Raw genomic sequence first — 18,738 nt, forward strand, 5'->3', positions numbered from 1 at the left:
CCTGTCCCCTTAGCGGGCCAACGTTCAGGCATCAATTTTATCGTTAAATCCGGACAGCGCAGGAACCCGCGTACACATCGTACATACGGATTCCTGGCACTGCCCGAGTTCAAAAAGGGCGAACAAAATAGCCCGTTACTGCCAGCTCACCTCGCCTTTCGGCTCGTAGGCATTCACATCCAGCGGAGAATTTTGCTGGATGTACTGCTTAAGCACTTCGGCGTCGATAAAGCCGGTGTTGACGTAGCCCGGTTTGTTGTCGATATGCGGATACCCGTCGCCGCCCGTGGCGTTAAAGCTTAATGTTGCCATGCGGTAGGTTTTAGCGGGATCGACTGGCTCACCTTTGATTTTCAGATCGTTAAGCGTGCCATTTTTCGCCGTAAAGCTGACGTTGGCAAACTGCGGATAGGCCCCGGAGTCCGGCTTCATTTGCGCAACGGCGGTCAGATAGTCGATCACCTCTTTTCCGCTCATGTCCGCATACACCACGATGTTGCCGAACGGCTGAACCTTCAGCACGTCTTTGTAGGTAATATCGCCGCCGTCGATGGAGTCACGCACACCGCCGCCGCTCATGACGGCAAAATCAGCACCGGTGCGCGCCATTTGTGCCGCCAGCAGCAGACGGCCCATGTTGGTCTGCACGAAGCGGACCTTACTGCGATCGCCTTCCAGTCGGCCATTCACCGTACCGATTTTCACATCAAGCTGCGCTTTCCCTTTGTTCTGGAATGGCGTCAGCAACGACAGCATCTGGGCGTTTTCAGCAATTTCCGGGGTGTAAAGTACGCGCTCACTTTTCCCGTCGTCGTAGGTCACTTTCTTCTTCAGGTTCACCGGGATCAGCTGGTAGCGCACCATTTTCATTTCGCCGTTGCGGAATTCAAAATCGGCGCGCCCCACATATTTGCCCCACTCGTGCGCCTGAACAATCCAGATCCCGTTCTGGCGATCCGGTGCGCACGGCGTACCCGGCACGTAATCAACCTGCTTTTTATTCTCCGATGCCATGCACACCGGGTTTTGTGAGTGACCACCCACAATCATCGCCAGCGAGCCTGCTGGCAGGCTGCGCGCCATTTCCACGTCACCAGGCGCGTTCGAGCCGTGCTCGCCGTTGTCGTAGTGCCCCATATGGGTGGTGGCGATAATCACGTCTGGTTTTTCGTTTTGATTCAGCTCCTGAATCACCAGCTTCGCTTCGTCAGCCGGTTTGCGGAATTCGATATCCGTGAAATATTCCGGATTACCAATTTTCGCCGTGTCGTCGGTGGTTAACCCGATCACCGCGATTTTCAGATCGTCGCGTTTGAACAAGGCCCAGGGTTTAAACAGGCGCTCGCCGGTACTCTTCTGATAAATATTGGCCGAGAGGAACGGGAATTTGGACCATTTTTCCTGCTGGCGCAGAACGGTTAGCGGGTTATCAAACTCATGGTTACCGACGGCCATCGCGTCATAGCCGATTAAATTCATGCCGCGGAAATCCGGCTCGGCGTCCTGCAAATCGGATTCCGGCACGCCGGTGTTGATATCACCGCCTGACAGCAGCAGAACGCTGCCGCCCTCGGCCGCCACCTCTTTACGAATACCGTCCACCAGCGTTTTTTGTGCGGCCAGACCGTACTCGCCATATTCGCTACGCCAGAAATGGCCGTGGTGATCGTTGGTATGGAGAATGGTTATTTTATAGGTTTTATCTTTTTCGTACGCCTGCGCAGGCTGGCTTGCCAGCGCCCATGCGGCTATCAGCGCCAGTGCGACGCCTCGCTTCATTAACTTCATATTCTCGCTCCCTGACCAAAAGACAAACGCAAAAATTACAATGAGTAAGAAGAATAGACAAATATGTTTTCAGAATTGCGACTTTCTTCAAATCTCGCGCACAGGTATGTTAGCGGGATAATAATGACATCCTGTACTTCTCCTAATAATAGACGTGGTATTTATGGCAATCAGTGAATCGACTCCGCCTGTTACGGGCACTCCGGCGTCCGCGCCGAAATCGCGCACCGCATTTGGTATTTTGGGTGCCATCAGTCTGTCGCATCTGCTTAACGATATGATTCAGTCGCTGATTCTGGCGATCTATCCGCTGCTGCAGTCAGAATTTTCATTAACCTTCGTGCAGATCGGGATGATTACGCTGACCTTCCAGATGGCGTCGTCCCTGCTCCAGCCGGTAGTCGGCTACTGGACGGATAAATACCCGATGCCGTGGTCCCTGCCTATTGGCATGTGCTTTACCCTGAGCGGGCTGGTGCTGCTGGCACTGGCAGGAAGCTTTGAGATGGTGCTGCTGGCTGCGGCGCTGGTGGGTACCGGTTCGTCGGTCTTCCATCCGGAGTCCTCGCGCGTCGCGCGCATGGCCTCAGGTGGACGTCATGGGCTGGCGCAATCTCTGTTCCAGGTCGGCGGCAATTTTGGCAGCTCCCTCGGCCCTTTGCTGGCCGCCGTGGTCATTGCCCCCTACGGAAAAGGTAACGTTGCGTGGTTCGTCCTCGCGGCGCTGCTGGCCATCGTCGTGCTGATCCAGATCAGCCGCTGGTACGCGGCTCAGCATCGGGTAAACAAGGGGAAACCTAAAGCCGTGATTATCAATCCGCTTCCGCGCGATAAGGTCATTCTGGCGGTGAGTATCCTGTTGGTGCTGATTTTCTCGAAATACTTCTATATGGCGAGCATCAGCAGCTATTACACCTTTTATCTGATGGAGAAATTCGGATTATCGGTGCAAAACGCCCAGTTCCACCTGTTTGCTTTCCTGTTTGCGGTTGCGGCGGGAACCGTCATTGGCGGCCCTGTGGGTGATAAAATTGGGCGTAAATATGTGATTTGGGGCTCTATCCTCGGCGTAGCGCCTTTTACCCTTGTTTTACCCTATGCAAGCCTTGAATGGACGGGGATTTTAACCGTGATCATTGGCTTTATCCTCGCGTCCGCGTTTTCCGCTATCCTGGTGTATGCTCAGGAGCTGATGCCGGGTCGTATTGGCATGGTTTCCGGGCTGTTTTTCGGATTTGCGTTTGGGATGGGAGGCCTTGGTGCGGCTGTGCTGGGGCTGGTTGCAGACCACACGAGCATCTTCCTGGTCTATAAAATCTGTGCTTTCCTGCCACTTCTGGGGATACTGACCATATTCCTGCCTGATTATCGCCATAAGGCGTAGTTTCTCTGCGGTCAAAGTAAACTTTGGCCGCACCTCTCACCTACTGCCATAAGGCTTTCCTCTTCATCCCTCCGGTAATTTGTCCTAATCTGCTTTTTTTAACGCTTATTGCTGTTTTCTTCAAATTTCAACAATTATTCATAAACATAATGGCCGAAATTGTCATAAACTATTAATCGGCTTTTTGGTTTTTACGCCAAAAATGGAACACCCCACGACGAAAGGAGACGGAATGCATCACGCCACACCGCTTATCACCACCATTGTAGGTGGACTTGTGCTCGCTTTTATCCTTGGCATGATCGCCAACAAATTACGTATTTCTCCTCTCGTGGGCTATTTATTAGCGGGTGTGCTGGCGGGTCCGTTTACGCCGGGTTTTGTTGCGGATACCAAACTGGCTCCTGAACTGGCGGAATTAGGCGTGATTCTGCTGATGTTCGGCGTGGGCCTGCACTTCTCCCTGAAGGATTTGATGGCGGTAAAGCATATCGCCATACCCGGCGCAATCGCCCAGATAGGCGTGGCGACGTTGCTGGGGATGGCGCTTTCCGCTCTGCTTGGCTGGTCGCTGATGACCGGTATTGTATTCGGGCTGTGTCTCTCAACCGCCAGTACCGTGGTGCTGCTGCGCGCGCTTGAGGAGAGGCAGCTGATAGACAGCCAGCGCGGGCAAATCGCCATCGGCTGGCTGATTGTTGAAGATCTGGTGATGGTCCTGACGCTGGTTCTGCTGCCTGCCGTCGCCGGTATGGTTGAACAAGATAACGTCGGCTTTGCCACGCTGGCGCTGGATATGAGCATTACCATCGGCAAAGTGGTCGCCTTTATCGCCATTATGATGCTGGTGGGCCGCCGTCTGGTGCCGTGGATCCTCTCCCGCAGCGCCGCTACCGGCTCTCGCGAACTGTTTACGCTGTCGGTGCTGGCCCTGGCGCTCGGTATCGCCTTCGGTGCCGTCGAGCTGTTTGACGTCTCCTTTGCGCTGGGTGCGTTCTTCGCAGGTATGGTGCTGAACGAATCCGAGCTGAGCCACCGCGCGGCGCACGATACGCTGCCGTTGCGCGATGCGTTTGCGGTGCTGTTCTTTGTTTCCGTCGGCATGCTGTTTGATCCGCTAATCCTGATCGAGCAGCCGCTGGCCGTGCTGGGCACGCTGGCGATTATTATCTTCGGTAAATCCGTGGTGGCATTCGGCCTGGTCAGACTGTTCGGCCACTCACCGCGCACCGCGCTCACCATCGCCGCCAGCCTCGCGCAGATTGGTGAGTTTGCCTTTATCCTGGCAAGCCTCGGCATGGCGCTGAACTTGCTGCCACAGGCCGGGCAGAACCTGGTGCTGGCGGGGGCGATCCTCTCCATTATGCTCAACCCGGTGCTGTTTGCCCTGCTTGAGAAATACCTCGATAAAACCGAAACGCTGGAAGAGCAGACGCTGGAAGAAGCGATTGAAGAAGAGAAGCAAATCCCGGTGGATATCTGCAACCACGCCCTGCTGGTCGGTTTTGGCCGCGTCGGGAGTCTGCTCGGTGAGAAACTGATGGCGCAGGGCATTCCGCTGGTGGTGATTGAAACGTCACGCACCCGTGTGGATGAGCTGCGCGCGCGCGGCATCCGCGCGGTGCTGGGTAATGCGGCGAACGAAGAGATTATGAATCTGGCGCATCTGGACTGTGCGCGCTGGCTGCTGCTGACCATTCCGAACGGCTACGAGGCGGGTGAAATCGTGACCAAGGCACGGGAGAAGTGCCCGACTATCGAGATCATTGCTCGCGCGCATTATGACGATGAAGTGGAATACATTACCGAACGGGGAGCGAATCAGGTGGTGATGGGCGAACGTGAGATTGCCAATACCATGATTACATTGATCGAGAAGCCGCCAATTGAAGAGGCGGTAACGGGTTAAACGTCTTCGTTCTGCCCCCTCTCTACGCGAGAGGGGGAACACTCTTCCCTCACCGTCAGGGCGAGGGAAACCATCAACGATCCCAGTACGACTCTTCCAGACTGTCTTCCCGTTCCGGCAAGCCACGCGTTAAGCGCGGGGAGTGCTGATTCAGCACCTGATAGCTCACGCGGTTCGCGTACTTACACACCTGCGCCAGCGACGAATAGGTCAGCCAGTTCAACTGGTGTTTGCTCGAATTAGGGACGTTGGTGCGATGATAGGCGTTCGCAGTGATGTCGTGCAGCAGGGCGGCCAGCGCGCCATCGCCTGCGCCATTGGTGTTCATGATCTTCTCGGGTCCGCCCATGTACGGGGCAATGTGCGAGAAAATACGCAGCGGATTCACGCAATCTTTGTGACGCATCGCGCGGCTGAACTCGTACTGGTTGAACTCGGCAATCGCCCCCGGTAGCAGCGGGTGCTGGGTTTTGCGTTTGTTCTCTTCTTCGGTAAACCCGGCCATAAACAGCCCGATCGGGCCTGCGGTGCAGAGCACCAGGTCTACCCAGTCCAGCGCCTTATCGGCGGCCAGCAGCGGGTCACTTTCACCCGTCAGGGCTTCAGCCTCTTCTTCGTTCATCGCCAGAATCGAGACGTGCTCTTTCAGGAACGCCTGCCACCACTCCGGGTTATCGGCGATCACAAACTTGGTGCCCAGCGTCAGCACCACCGGCACGTTGTATTTCTTCGCGTACTCCACCGCCTTCATGGTCGCTTCCGGCATCGGTTCGCCGGGCTTGCAGCGCACCAGATAGGAGGTAAGCACCAGCGCGGAGGCACCGGCAATCACCTCTTCCGGAATACTTTCCGCGCGAAGTTTGTTCATGTGCCCAGGGCTGATGGCAAAGGTTCGCTCGCCGGCGTCGCTGATCAGCGTAAAGCAGCGGCCTATGGCGCCATCGACGCCCTGCAGGTAGTTCAGATCGGTACGGCTGGAGGTGTTGCAGAGGTAGCGGTAGGCGTAGCCACCGATTTCGATATTGCGGCACATGACGCCCAGTAAGACGGAGCGGTCATCGGCCAGCACCGAATAGTTGTGCATGGTATTGCCGATGGTGCCACCAGCAAACTGATGCGTGATCAAGTTTTCGCGCACCAGCTCCTGATACAGGGCTTCGGCAACATCATCTTCGATCACCAGCGAATGCCCGGAACTCAGCCCATAACGTGCGACAAACGCATCATCCACTTTTGCTTCGATATCCACCAGTGTCTGATCGATACCGACCACCCAGGCTGCGTTAGTTTCTTTGACCGGCTGAATCTGTTGCAGCAGCGGATCGCGGGCGTTGACGGGGAAATAGTGTTTGGACTTGCGTTTACCGGGAAATTTCATGATCAGGGCTGCGAGTGACTATTGGGCCGGAAATGGTAGCACAAACCCGGCCCAATGCGCGATTAGCGGCTACCGGTCACCAGCGCCGCCATCATCTCAATATGTTCCGGGGAGTCGTTAAGTGCCGGAATATATTCATACTTCGTGCCGCCCGCTTCGAGGAAGAACTCCCGGTTTTGAACCGCGATCTCCTCCAGAGTTTCGAGGCAGTCCGCCGAGAAGCCCGGCGACATCACCTGAACATGTTTCACACCCTTCTCGCCCAGCATTTTGAGCGTTTCATCGGTGTATGGCGTCAGCCACGGCTCACGGCCAAAGCGCGACTGGAAGGTCATCATCACCTTTTCCGGCGGCAGTCCAAGAGCAGAAACCAGCTCGCGGGTGGTGTCGCGACAGCGCTGTGGATAGTCATCGCCTTCATCGGCGTAACGCTGCGGAATACCGTGGTAGGAGAGCAGCAGCAGATCCGGCTCGCCGTGTTTTTCAAACGAGGCGCGCGCACTGCTGACCAGCGCCGCGATATACAGCTCGTTTTCGGCGTAATCGCGGATAAAGGTAATACCCGGAATACGGCGACGGGTGGCAAGAATGCGCGCCAGTTCGTCCCAGACGGCGGCCACCGTCGAGCAGGAGTATTGCGGATAGAGGGCCAGCACCACGATGTGATCCACGTCCTGTGAAAGCAGTTCGTCGACCGCGCTTTCCAGCGACGGTTTACCGTAGCTCATTCCGAGGGCGACAGGCATATCCGGTAAACGGGCGGCCAGCGCTTTTTCCTGACGACGGCTGTAGACCATCAGCGGCGAGCCCTCTTCCATCCACACCGACTGATAGAGCTTAGCCACACGGGGGGAACGAATCGGCAGAATGACACCGCGCAACAGCGGCCACCACAGCAATTTTGGCGTATCCACCACGCGGGAGTCGCTTAAGAACTGTCGCAGATAACGTTTAACTGCCGCAGGGGTAGGTGCTTCTGGAGTGCCCAGATTGGCAAGCAGGATGCCGGTTTTCGCCTGACTCATTCACGCCTCTTAACCATTTGAATAGCTAATGATTGTAACTGAAAAGCGGGGAAACGGAACCCATTGCAGCAATAGGTGGAGCGGGGATTGTCGGAGGGTGGCGTAAACGCCTATCCGGCCTACAGAATTCTAAGCAGGCCGGATAAATCGCACATTAGCCGAGGATTTTTTCCAGCTCTGCGCGCACGTCAGCCACGGCTTTGGTGCCGTCAACTTTCGCGTATTTGGTGTTACCGGACTGCGCTTCTTTCGAATAGTAGCCGATCAGTGGCGCGGTCATCTGATGGTATTCCACCAGGCGTTTACGCACGGTCTCTTCCTGATCGTCTTTACGCGTGGTCAGCTCTTCGCCGGTCACGTCGTCTTTGCCTTCCACTTTCGGTGGATTGAATTTGATGTGGTAAACGCGGCCGGAAGCAGCGTGAACGCGACGACCGATGATGCGGTCAACGATCAGTTCGTCAGGCACGTCGAATTCCAGAACGTAATCCACGTTGATGCCCGCTTCTTTCATGGCGTCAGCCTGCGGAATAGTACGCGGGAAGCCGTCCAGCAGGAAACCGTTGCGGCAATCTTCCTGAGTGATGCGTTCTTTTACCAGTGCGATAACCAGTTCATCAGTCACCAGTTTGCCCGCGTCCATAATGTCTTTCGCTTGTTTGCCCAGCTCGGAGCCAGATTTAACAGCGGCACGCAGCATGTCACCCGTAGAGATTTGCGGAATACCGTATTTCTCCATGATGAACTGAGCCTGAGTTCCTTTACCCGCGCCCGGAGCGCCAAGCAGAATAATACGCATTGCGAAAATCCCCTCAAAAGTTGGTTCAATATTTCAAAAAGCGCTAAACAATACCATCAGAACGGGTATCGCTCAAGGAAGGCGGGACGGCTGAAACGGTTAACGGGGGAGATTATTTAGGTTAGTGCGGTTTGGTGCCCTCACCCTGGCCCTTTCCCTCGGGGAGAGGGAGAGGACCAGGGGAGGCCGGGTGATTACGCCATCAACAGCGCATTCACACGTTTGATGAACAGGTTTGGATCTTCCAGCGTGCCGCGCTCGGCCAGCAGGGATTGATCCAGCAGCAGCTCAACCCACTCTTTAAACTGCGTTTCGTCCTGGGTATCCGCCGCGCGTTTAACCAGCGGGTGATCCGGGTTCAGTTCAAAGATGTATTTCACTTCCGGGATCGCCTGACCCGCAGCGGCAAACAGTTTCGCCATCTGGGTGCCCATTTCATCCGCATCGGTGGTCACAATCGCCGGGGTATCGGTCAGACGGTGGGTGAAACGTACCTCTTTCACGCGATCGCCCAGCAGGGTTTTCACACGCTCAACGAATGGCTCCAGCGCCTTTTCCGCCTCTTTTGCCGTTTCGTCCACTTCATCCGCCAGCTTGTCGATAGATTCGTCAGCTTTCGCCACGGACTGGAAGGATTTACCGTCGAACTCGGTCAGGTAGTTCATCATCCACTCATCGATGCGGTCGGAAAGCAGCAGGACTTCGATGCCTTTCTTACGCAGCAGTTCCAGATGCGGGCTGCTCTTCGCGGCGGCATAGCTGTCTGCGGTGATGTAGTAGATCTTCTCCTGCCCTTCTTTCATGCGGGACACATACTCTTCGAGAGAGACCGTCTGCTCGGAAGAGTCAGTGTGCGTAGAGGCGAAACGCAGCAGTTTGGCGATGGCTTCCACGTTCGACGAATCTTCCGCCGGGCCTTCTTTCAGCACCAGGCCGAACTGTTTCCAGAAGGTCTGGTATTTTTCAGCGTCGTCTTTCGCCAGTTTCTCAAGCATCTGCAGGGAGCGTTTGGTCAGAGCGTTACGCAGGTTACGCGTGACGGTGCTGTCCTGAAGGATTTCACGCGAGACGTTCAGCGGCAGATCGTTGGAATCTATCAGGCCACGCACAAAGCGCAGATAGTTAGGCATGAACTGCTCAGCGTCGTCCATGATGAACACGCGCTGCACGTACAGCTTCAGGCCGTGCTTGTGATCGCGGTTCCACATGTCCCACGGCGCCTGGGCCGGGATGTACAGCAGGCTGGTGTACTCCTGCTTCCCTTCCACGCGGTTGTGGCTCCAGGTCAGCGGATCGGTAAAGTCGTGGGCGATGTGCTTGTAGAATTCGTTATATTCGTCGTCTTTAATCTCAGACTTGTTACGCGTCCACAGCGCCTGGGCTTTGTTAATTTTTTCCCATGAAACTACGGTTTCGCCGTCGACTTCTTCGGTTTTTTCGATCTCTACCGGCAGCGCGATATGGTCGGAGTATTTGCCGATAATAGAGCGCACGCGCCAGTCATTCAGGAAATCGTCTTCGCCTTCGCGCAGATGCAGGGTGATCTCGGTCCCGCGATCGGCTTTGGTGATGTCATCAACGGTGTATTCACCTTCACCGTGAGATTCCCAGAACACGCCGTTTTCTGCGCTATCGCCCGCTGCACGGGTGCGCACGGTCACTTTGTCGGCCACGATAAAGGCGGAGTAGAAGCCCACGCCGAACTGGCCGATCAGCTGGCTGTCTTTCGCCTGATCGGAGCCCATGGACTCAAGGAAGGATTTGGTGCCCGATTTCGCGATGGTCCCGAGATGATCGATCACCTCGTCGCGGTTCATACCAATACCGTTGTCGGCAATGGTCAGGGTGCGGTTTTCTTTGTCAAAAGAGACGCGCACGCGCAGCTCGCCGTCACCTTCATACAGATCCGGATTGGACAGCGCGCGAAAACGCAGTTTGTCCGCCGCATCTGAGGCGTTCGAGATAAGCTCACGCAGGAAGATTTCTTTATTGGAATACAGGGAATGGATCATCAGGTGCAGAAGCTGTTTTACTTCTGACTGGAAACCACGGGTTTCTTGTCCTTTCATCTAGATCGACCTCAACAATGCCATTTAATGGGGTTTGAACACGTTGAGAGTGAGATGGGGATAGCGGGGAAGAATTTCAAGCGGAGGCCAGGGTTCCAGCCTCCGTTTGGTCAGAAAATAAGCTTGTGACGCCCAGCCAGAGAGTGAGACAGCGTGGTGCCGTCTACCATTTCCAGCTCACCGCCAACCGGCACGCCGTGGGCGATTCGACTGGCCTGCACGCCGTACTGCGCGCACAGTTCACCGATGTAGTTCGCGGTCGCTTCGCCTTCCACCGTCGGGTTGGTGGCGAGGATCACTTCGGTCAACGTCTCGGATTCCAGACGCTGCTCAAGGCGATCGAGACCGATATCGTCCGGACCAATGCCATCCAGCGGAGAGAGATGGCCCATCAGCACGAAATAGCGGCCCGAAAACTGCCCGGTTTGCTCAATGGCGTAGATGTCCGCCGGACTCTCCACCACGCAAATCAGACCGTTTTCCTGACGACGCGGGTTCGAACAGATATTGCACACATCCTGCTCGGTGAAGGTACGGCAGTCCGCACAGTGACCGATTTCCGACATGGCGCGGGTGAGTGCCTGCGCCAGGCGCATCCCGCCGCTGCGGTCGCGCTGTAAAAGCGTAAACGCCATGCGTTGCGCTGATTTCGGGCCAACGCCCGGCAGGCAGCGCAACGCTTCCATTAACTGCGTGAGCAGCGGACTGGTTTGCATCAGAACGGCATCTTAAAGCCTGGCGGCAGCTGCATCCCGGAGGAGACAGAGGCCATTTTCTCTTTCTGGGTTTCGTCGATACGGCGCGCGGCATCATTAAATGCGGCAGCGACCAGATCTTCCAGCATATCTTTGTCGTCTTCGAGCAGGCTTGGGTCAATTTCCACGCGACGGCAGTTATGCGCGCCGTTGATGGTCACTTTGACCAGACCTGCACCGGATTCGCCAGTGACTTCCAGCTGTGCGATCTCTTCCTGCATTTTCTGCATTTTGTCTTGCATCTGCTGGGCCTGTTTCATCAGGTTACCCAGACCGCCTTTACCACCAAACATAGGCTTCTCTCTTAAGTAGTCACGTTAAGGACAACGACCGGGAGTCTGACTCACGGTCAAATGGGACGGATACTCTCTTCATCCAGATCGGCGTCGAAGAAACGGCGCAGGGTCTGGATGTTGTTATCCGCAATAATCGACTCGCGCGCCTGCGCGAGCTTCTCTTCATAAATGGCCTGACGCCACTCCAGCGGCGTGCGCATCGCCTGATTATCATCTTCAATGATAGTCAATTCAACCGGCGCGCCCTGTAATGTGGAGAGCGCCTCAGCCAGCACCTGTTGTGCGCTGGCGGAATTGAGATGACGCTGGCCCGGACGCAGATGCAGACAGATATGATTTCCATCCTGCTCTTTCCAGGCGTTGAGCGCGACCTGCTCGACCAGTTTCGGCAGCTTTAACTGGCTGACCTCAGCGGCCCAGGCGTCACGCTCAAGGGATTCCGCCGCAAGCTTCGCGGAAAGCTCCGGCGTTTTATCATGCTCCAGCGCTTTCTTCAGCGCTTTTGGCGTGGCGACTTCTACCTTTACCTCTTCGGTGATGGTCGTCGCTTTCCAGCGGTAAGCCTCTTTCTTCGCCGGGGCTTTTTGTTCGAGCGCCGACGGTGACGGGCGCGACTGGACGCGCTCCGTTACCGATGCCAGTCGTTCGAGTGCGGCGTTGTTAACCGGCCGCGCTCTTCCTGGCGCTGCCGGTTCACTCTTTTTTGGTTTGGTTGCTCCCTGCGCACGCTGTAGCTGACTGCGCGCGGCGAGCACCGAACTGGTGGCATCCGGCAGCGGAACGTCCGGCCCAGGCGGTGGCGCTGCGTGCTGCGGCATCGGTGGCGGCGTCATCACCGCCGTCGGTGCGACGGGGGCGTAGGATTGTCGCGGCACTTCAGGCTCGGGCAGCGGCATTCGCGGATGGAACGCCAGGGCACGCAGCAGCGTCATTTCGACGCCCATGCGGCGGTCCGGTGCGAACGGCAGCTCTTTGCGGCCAATCAGTAACGTCTGGTAGTAGAGCTGTACGTCAGCCGGTGGAACCGTGCGCGCAAGCTCACGCATTCGCTGTTCAATCGTCGCCATGTCCGCGCCGATCGCCGACGGGGAAAGTTGCAGCATCGCCACGCGATGCAGCAGCGCCAGCATTTCGACCAGCAGTGCTTCCCACTCCACGCCGCGAGAGGCCGCGACGTTCACCAGAGACATGGCGCGTTCGCCGTTGGCTTCGATGATGGCTTCAATCAGCGACAGGGCCTGATCGTCGTCGAGGGTGCCGAGCATGGTGCTCACCGCCTCGGTCGAGAGCTGGCCATCGCCGCTGGCAATCGCCTGATCGGTCAGACTTAATGCGTCACGCAGACTGCCATCCGCCGCGCGGGCCAGCAGTTGCAGCGCACGCGGTTCGTGAGTGATCTTCTCTTCATCGAGGATGTGCTCGAGCTGCGCGCGGATCTGATCGACATCGAGCGCCTTCAGATGGAACTGTAGACAGCGCGACAGGATCGTGACCGGCAGTTTTTGTGGATCGGTCGTCGCCAGCAGGAATTTAACGTGCGATGGCGGCTCTTCCAGCGTTTTCAGCAGGGCGTTAAAGCTGTGGCGCGACAGCATGTGGACTTCATCGATCAGATAGACCTTGAAGCGACCACGCGCCGGCGCGTACTGCACGTTATCCAGCAGATCGCGGGTATCTTCAACCTTGGTGCGCGACGCGGCATCGATTTCGATGAGATCGACAAAACGCCCCTGCTCGATCTCCCGGCAGTTATCACATACACCACAGGGTGTGGCGGTGATCCCGGTTTCGCAGTTGAGGCCTTTTGCCAGCAAACGGGCAATAGAGGTTTTACCGACGCCGCGCGTGCCGGAGAAAAGATACGCGTGATGGATGCGTCCTAGCGATAAACCGTTCGCCAGGGCGGTCAGCACATGTTCCTGGCCGACGACGTCAGCGAAGGTTTGGGGTCGCCACTTTCGGGCTAACACCTGATAACTCATGGGCAGGCTCTGCAACGCTGGAAGGTGGATATTCAGGGGGGTAATGCTAACACAACCTCACCCATTGGGCGAGGTTGCGGGATGAGGGATTAATGACCCGGGAAAGGGACCAGGCTGTAGCTGGTGATACCCTGTTTTTCCAGGCGCTGTTCGCCGCCGAGATCGAACAGATTGATGATGAAGGCCGCATCGGTCACTTCGCCACCCAGACGACGGATCAGCTTCACGGTCGCTTCGATCGTGCCGCCAGTGGCCAGCAGATCGTCCACCACCAGCACTTTGTCACCCGGCTTGATCGCATCCACGTGAATTTCCAGCTGATCGGTGCCGTACTCCAGCTCATAGCTCTCGGCAATGGTTTCACGCGGCAGTTTGCGCGGTTTACGAACCGGCACAAAGCCCACGCCCATCGCCAGCGCAACCGGTGCGCCGAACAGGAAGCCACGCGCTTCCGTCCCTACTACTTTGGTAATCCCGGCGTTTTTATAACGCTCAACCAGCAGTTCAATGCTGAGTGCGTACGCTTTCGGGTCTTCCAGCAAGCTGGTGACATCACGGAAAAGAATGCCAGGTTTTGGATAGTCCTGGATGCTTTTGATGCTGTTTTTCAGAAATTCAAGCTGCTGCGCAGTCGCGGTCATAAATGTATGCCTGGTTAAAAACGGTGTTACTCACGGCGCGCATAACATGATGGTCAAAGTAACAAGCGATTAACTTTTGACCAGGCGCACCTGTGCTCGAAAACGGTCGAATTTACTGGCTGCGCGGGATAATTGCAACAGCCATCATTGCACTTCAGTGCTTTTGTTGCTTTTCATCAACGACGGGGATTCGCCACATAAAGAAAAGCAGACAGGAGAGGATCACCAGCAGCAGGATTCGCACCCACATCATCTTCACCAGCCATAATGAAATGGCGAAGGTCACGAGGATCACCGCAATTGCGCGAGGCTTTGCGCCAGGCGGCATCGCCCGGTATTGTTGCCAGTGGCGCAGATAGCCGCCAAACCACGAGCGATAGAGCAGCCACTGGTGAAAGCGCGGCGACGAGCGGGCAAAACACCAGGCCGCCAGCAGAATAAAGGGCGTCGTAGGCAGCAGCGGCAAAACCACGCCAAGCGTACCCAGCACTACCGCAAGCCAGCCAATGATGATTAAAATAGTACGCTTCATAATGCGAATCGTTATCAAACTGAACGGCTACTTTACCACTGGAGAGCGTATTGAAAACAGCCTTGCTTTTAGAGACGCTGCAAAATCAGCTGATTGCCCTGCGCGCGCAGGCATCACCGCTATTGCAGCATGCGACGCTGAAACCACGCTTTGACCGGCAGCTGTTTCGTACACGCAGTACGTTGATAAAAGATTATCTCGATGAAGCCCAACATAATCTTGATGAGCTGCGTCACGCCGTGGAGAGCCAGCAACGCGAGCAGGTGGCGTGGCTGGCTGACCATCTGGTGGAACAGATAACTGCCCTGCACCGGGAGATGACCGCCTGGCCGCTTCGCGCGTGGGACACGCCCTCGCCTGGCGCGGCAAAATGGCAGCGCAAGCGGCTGGAGCATCAGGATTTTGAACGTCGTCTCTATGCGATGAAAAACGAACGCGAACAGCAGCTGAAAGGGAGCGAAACCCTGGAAGAGCAGCAGCGTTTGATGCGGGAAATTTCCGCCCTGGAAGGACGACTCACCCGCTGCCGTCAGGCGCTGGATGAGATAGAGCGCGTAATTGCGCGTATGACCCGCTAAATGGAGATGAACATGTCGCTTGAAAACGCCCCCGACGAAGTCAAACTGGCCGTCGATCTGATTATGCTGCTGGAAAATCATGATCTGCCGGCAGAGACGGTGCTGAAAGCATTGGAGATTGTGCGGCGCGATTTCGAAGGGAAAGTGAGGGACGATCGCCCTCACCCTGCCCCTCTTCCTTGAACTTGAAGAAGAAGGCGTTCGATTAGGCTGGTGTTGGATCGTCGCCTTTGATCTCGCGCTTCACTTCCGTATGCTCGTCGCCCTTCTCGTTGCGCAGATGCACTTCAAGCTGGTTGAAGGCGATATTAATGTCGTTTTCACGGCACAGACGATCGATGGTGCGGTTCAGTTCGTCCACCGCATAGCTGCGATCGCGCAGCTCTCGCACGTATAAACGCAGCTCGTGATCCAGGGTGCTCGCCCCGAAGGTGGTAAAGAAGACGGACGGCGCGGGATCGTGCATCACTTTCGGATGTTCCGTTGCGGCCCGCAGCAGCACCTCTTTCACTTTATCCAGATCCGATCCGTACGCCACGCCGAGGCGGATCACCACGCGGGTGATGGTGTCGGAGAGCGACCAGTTGATCAGACGTTCCGTGACGAAGGCTTTGTTCGGGATGATCACCTCTTTGCGATCGAAGTCGGTAATTGTCGTCGCGCGGATGCGGATCTTGCTGACCGTCCCGGAGAACGTGCCAATGGTGACCGTATCGCCGATACGCACCGGGCGTTCGAACAGAATGATCAGACCGGAGACGAAGTTACCGAAGATCTCCTGCAAACCAAAGCCCAGACCCACCGACAGAGCGGCGGCCAGCCACTGCAGTTTATCCCATGAGACGCCCAGCGAGCCGAAGACGGTCATCGCCCCGACCACCAGAATCACATAGTTGAGAATAGTGGTGATGGCGTAAGACGAGCCCTGGCGCATGTTCAGGCGCGACAGCACCAGCACTTCCAGCAGCCCCGGTAAGTTGCGAATTAACGCCCAGGCCACCACCGATGAGACCAGCGCGAACAGCAGGCTACCCATTGTCACGCTTTTCATCACCGCCGCACCGGCTTCGGTGCCGTTGTATTGCCACAGCGTAATACTGTCGAGATAGGCAAACACGGTGATTAAATCAGACCAGATCGCCCAGAATATGACGCCAAACAGGGCCACCATCACCAGCATGGTGATGCGTAGCGTCTGCTGGTTGACCTGCTCCAGGGCGATAGTCGGCTCTTCCTGCGGCTCCGCCCCTTCTGCGCCCTCCTTCACCATATTCTGACGACGCGCCAGCGCACGGCGATAGGCAATGCGGCGCGCCGCGACGCTCAGCCCGCGCAGCACCGTCTGATAGAGCAGGTTCCAGAGGATCACCAGGTAGACGGTTTCAATCCAGCGGCCCGACAGGCGCAGTGTGGTATAGAAATAGCCCGTCGCGGTGAGCACCATCAGCGCCAGCGGAATAATCGCCAGCACCGTGACGGTGATTAGGCGAATATTATGCGACTCTTTATCGCGCCAGCTGTCGCGGCACATCGGCCACATCAGCACGGCGATCAGCAGCAGGTTGAGGAAAATCGCCAGCTGACCCAGCACGTCATCCATCAGATGCAGCGGGGAAAGTTCAGCCACGACGGACCAGAAGTGCAGCGGCAGCAGCGCCAGACTCACGCGCACAATCTGGCGACGCCAGTGGCTGGTGAGCTGTTCCGGCATTGAGAAGTGACGCACCGCCACCCCGTCTTTTTCCAGCACTTTCCAGCACAGGCCAAACACCAGCCAGAACAGCGCCAGTTTTTTACTGAACGCCCACAGCAGATCGCTGATGTTGAGCTGCATCGTCAGCAGAATCAGCCCCGCCGCCAGAATAAACAGGCATACCGGCAGGGCGCGGATCAGATCGATAAGAATCGCTTTTGACGTATGGAGCTGGCTGTCGTTGCGCAGTTGCCCGACTTCATGGGCGAGCTTCGCCTGGTATTTTTTGAGCCAGCCGAGACGCCAGCGGATCAGCCCCGCAATCAGCAGCAGCGGCAGCCCGGCCAGGAAGGCAATCATCACCGCAGGCCAGGCTTTCTCCCAGTTCACTGTGATTTTCATGCTCTTGATCTGGGATTTCAGCGCCTCCGGGAAGGACTTCAGCCAGTCCCAGTCCATCGGTTTGTTGCTGTTAACCCAGAAGATTTGCTGGGTGAGGATCTCTTTCAGGCTTTTCGACACGCTCACCAGCTGCTGCTGGTTGATTTGCAGGTTAATCGCCATCATCAGCTGGTTGCCCAACTGTTTGTTGAGCTGGTCGAGTAGCTCGCGGCGCATATCCACCACCTGCAACAGCGCGTCGTGCACTTCGTCGTTCACTTCGCTGGTATGGCCCTCTTCCACTTTGGCGACAAACGCATCGCTCTGGAAAAGCGCATCACGCTGCTGGTTGATTTCAAACTGCTCCAGACGCAAATCCGCGATGCGGTTGGTCATGTCTTCCAGCTCGTCGGCGGAGGGCAGCGTCTGTTGTTGCTGATACAGAATGCGCGATAACAGCAGGCTGCCCTTGAGCACCGCAATCTGTTCTTTAATATTGCGTTCGGCCTGCAGGGCGCGATCCAGCCAGTTTTTCACTTTGATATTTTGCTGAACCAGCGAGTTACCGCTTTCGGTAGCCTGAATCAGGCGCTGGCTGAGCTGATGGTTCACATCCAGCTCCTGCTTCACCAGCGGGTTGTTCTGGATGCGGGTGGTTTCATCCGGCGAGACGGCTTCCTGCGCGGTTTTTTCGGTTAGCGTCAGGCGCTTACTGTTGACCGCTTCCTGCAGGAGTTGGAGCTGGTGTTCCAGACGATTAATATTAGCGGTGACATAATCCCGTTGCTTTTGCAGCGTATCCTGCAAAATGGTGTTGCCTTCAAGGCTTTTGCGTTGCTGGTCGATCTGCGCATTGAGCAGCGTCTGCTGGGCCAGCAGCAGCGTTTGCTGAGTCGGGCGCAGCGCCCCCTCGCCGAGCGTGGTGCCATTCAGGCGGTTGCGGATCTGCTGGAGCTGCTGAGAGGCCGAGTACATGGCATTCTGCACGCGCTCCGGCTGGGTTTGCAGCGAGACCAGTTGGCTGTTGTAAGTGGCGAGATCGCTCTGCCCGGTCTGCAGGTCATCGAGCACCTGAGTCATACGGGATTCAAGCTGGCGCAACGAGAGCGTGGCCAGGGTTTTGCGGGTTTCGTCGTCGTTATCGACGTCGCTCAGGGCATTCAGCGCGGCGGTCGCCTGCCGCATTTTTTCCGGCGCTTCAGCCACTTTCTGACGCAGCTGGGCGGTTTCGGTTTTGACGCGCTCAATTTTATCAAGGGTTTCGAGCGTCTCGGTCAGATCGGCCTGAATCAGTTTTTCCTGCGGGGTCAGCTCTTTTTGTTTGTTCAGCGTATCCAGCTGAGACTGAACATCCGCACGCGTCGGCCCGTCGCTGTTATTCTCAGCGCGAGCGTAAACGGCAGAAGCCGTAGTGAAGAAAAAAAGCACGGCGAAGATCAGGACAAAAACAGGGTTTTGCGAGCGAGTGTAGTGCAGCATAGTGATGAATTTGATGTCAGAAATGACCGGGAATAGTCTGGTGCGAAGG

The 18,738-nt window shown here is 56.5% G+C and carries 15 protein-coding genes and 1 other annotated feature; of the genes, 4 read left to right on the forward strand and 11 right to left on the reverse strand.

Annotation, left to right across the window (positions count from 1 at the left end; all coding sequences use genetic code 11):
* Window positions 1–135: 135 nt before the first annotated feature.
* A complete protein-coding gene (gene ushA / locus OVA10_RS19220) occupies window positions 136–1,788 on the reverse strand; it encodes a bifunctional UDP-sugar hydrolase/5'-nucleotidase UshA (protein WP_123429352.1) in 1,653 nt (550 codons plus the stop codon).
* Between the two features lie 163 nt (window positions 1,789–1,951).
* Here ushA and OVA10_RS19225 point away from each other — a divergent pair, with 163 nt between their 5' ends.
* Together OVA10_RS19225 and ybaL are read left to right on the forward strand one after the other, a co-directional pair.
* A complete protein-coding gene (locus OVA10_RS19225) occupies window positions 1,952–3,172 on the forward strand; it encodes an MFS transporter (protein WP_100777360.1) in 1,221 nt (406 codons plus the stop codon).
* A 232-nt stretch (window positions 3,173–3,404) separates the two neighbouring features.
* Window positions 3,405–5,081: a YbaL family putative K(+) efflux transporter gene (ybaL, locus tag OVA10_RS19230; protein WP_100777361.1), complete on the forward strand. Its 1,677-nt coding sequence runs from the start codon at window positions 3,405–3,407 to the stop codon at window positions 5,079–5,081.
* A gap of 73 nt (window positions 5,082–5,154) precedes the next feature.
* Here ybaL and OVA10_RS19235 read toward each other — a convergent pair whose 3' ends face one another.
* The 9 genes from OVA10_RS19235 to OVA10_RS19275 form a co-directional block, all read right to left on the reverse strand.
* Complete coding sequence (locus tag OVA10_RS19235) at window positions 5,155–6,459, reverse strand: inosine/guanosine kinase (RefSeq protein WP_100777362.1); 1,305 nt, start codon at window positions 6,457–6,459, stop codon at window positions 5,155–5,157.
* Between the two features lie 62 nt (window positions 6,460–6,521).
* Window positions 6,522–7,484, reverse strand: coding sequence for a ferrochelatase (gene hemH / locus OVA10_RS19240; RefSeq protein ID WP_102104267.1), 963 nt, complete (start codon window positions 7,482–7,484; stop codon window positions 6,522–6,524).
* A 154-nt stretch (window positions 7,485–7,638) separates the two neighbouring features.
* Entirely contained in the window at window positions 7,639–8,283 is a 645-nt protein-coding gene (gene adk / locus OVA10_RS19245; RefSeq protein WP_100777364.1) for an adenylate kinase, read from the reverse strand.
* A gap of 194 nt (window positions 8,284–8,477) precedes the next feature.
* Complete coding sequence (gene htpG, locus OVA10_RS19250; RefSeq protein WP_102104268.1) at window positions 8,478–10,352, reverse strand: molecular chaperone HtpG; 1,875 nt, start codon at window positions 10,350–10,352, stop codon at window positions 8,478–8,480.
* Between the two features lie 110 nt (window positions 10,353–10,462).
* Window positions 10,463–11,068, reverse strand: coding sequence for a recombination mediator RecR (gene recR / locus OVA10_RS19255; protein ID WP_100777366.1), 606 nt, complete (start codon window positions 11,066–11,068; stop codon window positions 10,463–10,465).
* Window positions 11,068–11,400, reverse strand: a complete 333-nt coding sequence (locus OVA10_RS19260) for a YbaB/EbfC family nucleoid-associated protein (protein WP_052283815.1) — start codon at window positions 11,398–11,400, stop codon at window positions 11,068–11,070. The genes recR and OVA10_RS19260 overlap by 1 nt, the downstream gene beginning before the upstream one ends.
* A gap of 56 nt (window positions 11,401–11,456) precedes the next feature.
* The gene (dnaX, locus tag OVA10_RS19265) at window positions 11,457–13,385 is read right to left on the reverse strand and encodes a DNA polymerase III subunit gamma/tau (protein WP_268196628.1); all 1,929 of its coding nucleotides are present in this window, start codon (window positions 13,383–13,385) and stop codon (window positions 11,457–11,459) included.
* Window positions 12,063–12,127: a sequence feature (DnaX frameshifting element), on the reverse strand. (Overlaps the previous gene by 65 nt.)
* Window positions 13,386–13,474: 89 nt before the next feature.
* The gene (gene apt, locus OVA10_RS19270; protein ID WP_010428187.1) at window positions 13,475–14,026 is read right to left on the reverse strand and encodes an adenine phosphoribosyltransferase; all 552 of its coding nucleotides are present in this window, start codon (window positions 14,024–14,026) and stop codon (window positions 13,475–13,477) included.
* A gap of 154 nt (window positions 14,027–14,180) precedes the next feature.
* Complete coding sequence (locus OVA10_RS19275; RefSeq protein ID WP_100777368.1) at window positions 14,181–14,558, reverse strand: DUF454 family protein; 378 nt, start codon at window positions 14,556–14,558, stop codon at window positions 14,181–14,183.
* A gap of 50 nt (window positions 14,559–14,608) precedes the next feature.
* Here OVA10_RS19275 and priC point away from each other — a divergent pair, with 50 nt between their 5' ends.
* The gene (gene priC / locus OVA10_RS19280) at window positions 14,609–15,136 is read left to right on the forward strand and encodes a primosomal replication protein N'' (protein ID WP_123429356.1); all 528 of its coding nucleotides are present in this window, start codon (window positions 14,609–14,611) and stop codon (window positions 15,134–15,136) included.
* Window positions 15,137–15,148: 12 nt separating this feature from the next.
* Window positions 15,149–15,319, forward strand: coding sequence for a pleiotropic regulatory protein RsmS (gene rsmS / locus OVA10_RS19285; RefSeq protein WP_123429357.1), 171 nt, complete (start codon window positions 15,149–15,151; stop codon window positions 15,317–15,319).
* 22 nt (window positions 15,320–15,341) lie between these two features.
* On the opposite strand, the gene mscK is transcribed toward rsmS, so the two are convergent.
* Window positions 15,342–18,695, reverse strand: a complete 3,354-nt coding sequence (gene mscK / locus OVA10_RS19290; protein ID WP_268196916.1) for a mechanosensitive channel MscK — start codon at window positions 18,693–18,695, stop codon at window positions 15,342–15,344.
* Between the last annotated feature and the right edge of the window lie 43 nt (window positions 18,696–18,738).

Origin of the sequence: Lelliottia sp. SL45, from assembly GCF_026672535.1 — a bacterium.
GTDB classification, from domain to species: Bacteria; Pseudomonadota; Gammaproteobacteria; order Enterobacterales; family Enterobacteriaceae; genus Enterobacter; species Enterobacter nimipressuralis.

Coding starts and splice junctions, on each gene's coding strand:
- ushA (WP_123429352.1), bottom strand. CDS start 1,788: ATGAAGTTAATGAAGCGAGGCGTCGCACTGGCGCTGATAGCCGCATGG.
- OVA10_RS19225 (WP_100777360.1), top strand. CDS start 1,952: ATGGCAATCAGTGAATCGACTCCGCCTGTTACGGGCACTCCGGCGTCC.
- ybaL (WP_100777361.1), top strand. CDS start 3,405: ATGCATCACGCCACACCGCTTATCACCACCATTGTAGGTGGACTTGTG.
- OVA10_RS19235 (WP_100777362.1), bottom strand. CDS start 6,459: ATGAAATTTCCCGGTAAACGCAAGTCCAAACACTATTTCCCCGTCAAC.
- hemH (WP_102104267.1), bottom strand. CDS start 7,484: ATGAGTCAGGCGAAAACCGGCATCCTGCTTGCCAATCTGGGCACTCCA.
- adk (WP_100777364.1), bottom strand. CDS start 8,283: ATGCGTATTATTCTGCTTGGCGCTCCGGGCGCGGGTAAAGGAACTCAG.
- htpG (WP_102104268.1), bottom strand. CDS start 10,352: ATGAAAGGACAAGAAACCCGTGGTTTCCAGTCAGAAGTAAAACAGCTT.
- recR (WP_100777366.1), bottom strand. CDS start 11,068: ATGCAAACCAGTCCGCTGCTCACGCAGTTAATGGAAGCGTTGCGCTGC.
- OVA10_RS19260 (WP_052283815.1), bottom strand. CDS start 11,400: ATGTTTGGTGGTAAAGGCGGTCTGGGTAACCTGATGAAACAGGCCCAG.
- dnaX (WP_268196628.1), bottom strand. CDS start 13,385: ATGAGTTATCAGGTGTTAGCCCGAAAGTGGCGACCCCAAACCTTCGCT.
- apt (WP_010428187.1), bottom strand. CDS start 14,026: ATGACCGCGACTGCGCAGCAGCTTGAATTTCTGAAAAACAGCATCAAA.
- OVA10_RS19275 (WP_100777368.1), bottom strand. CDS start 14,558: ATGAAGCGTACTATTTTAATCATCATTGGCTGGCTTGCGGTAGTGCTG.
- rsmS (WP_123429357.1), top strand. CDS start 15,149: ATGTCGCTTGAAAACGCCCCCGACGAAGTCAAACTGGCCGTCGATCTG.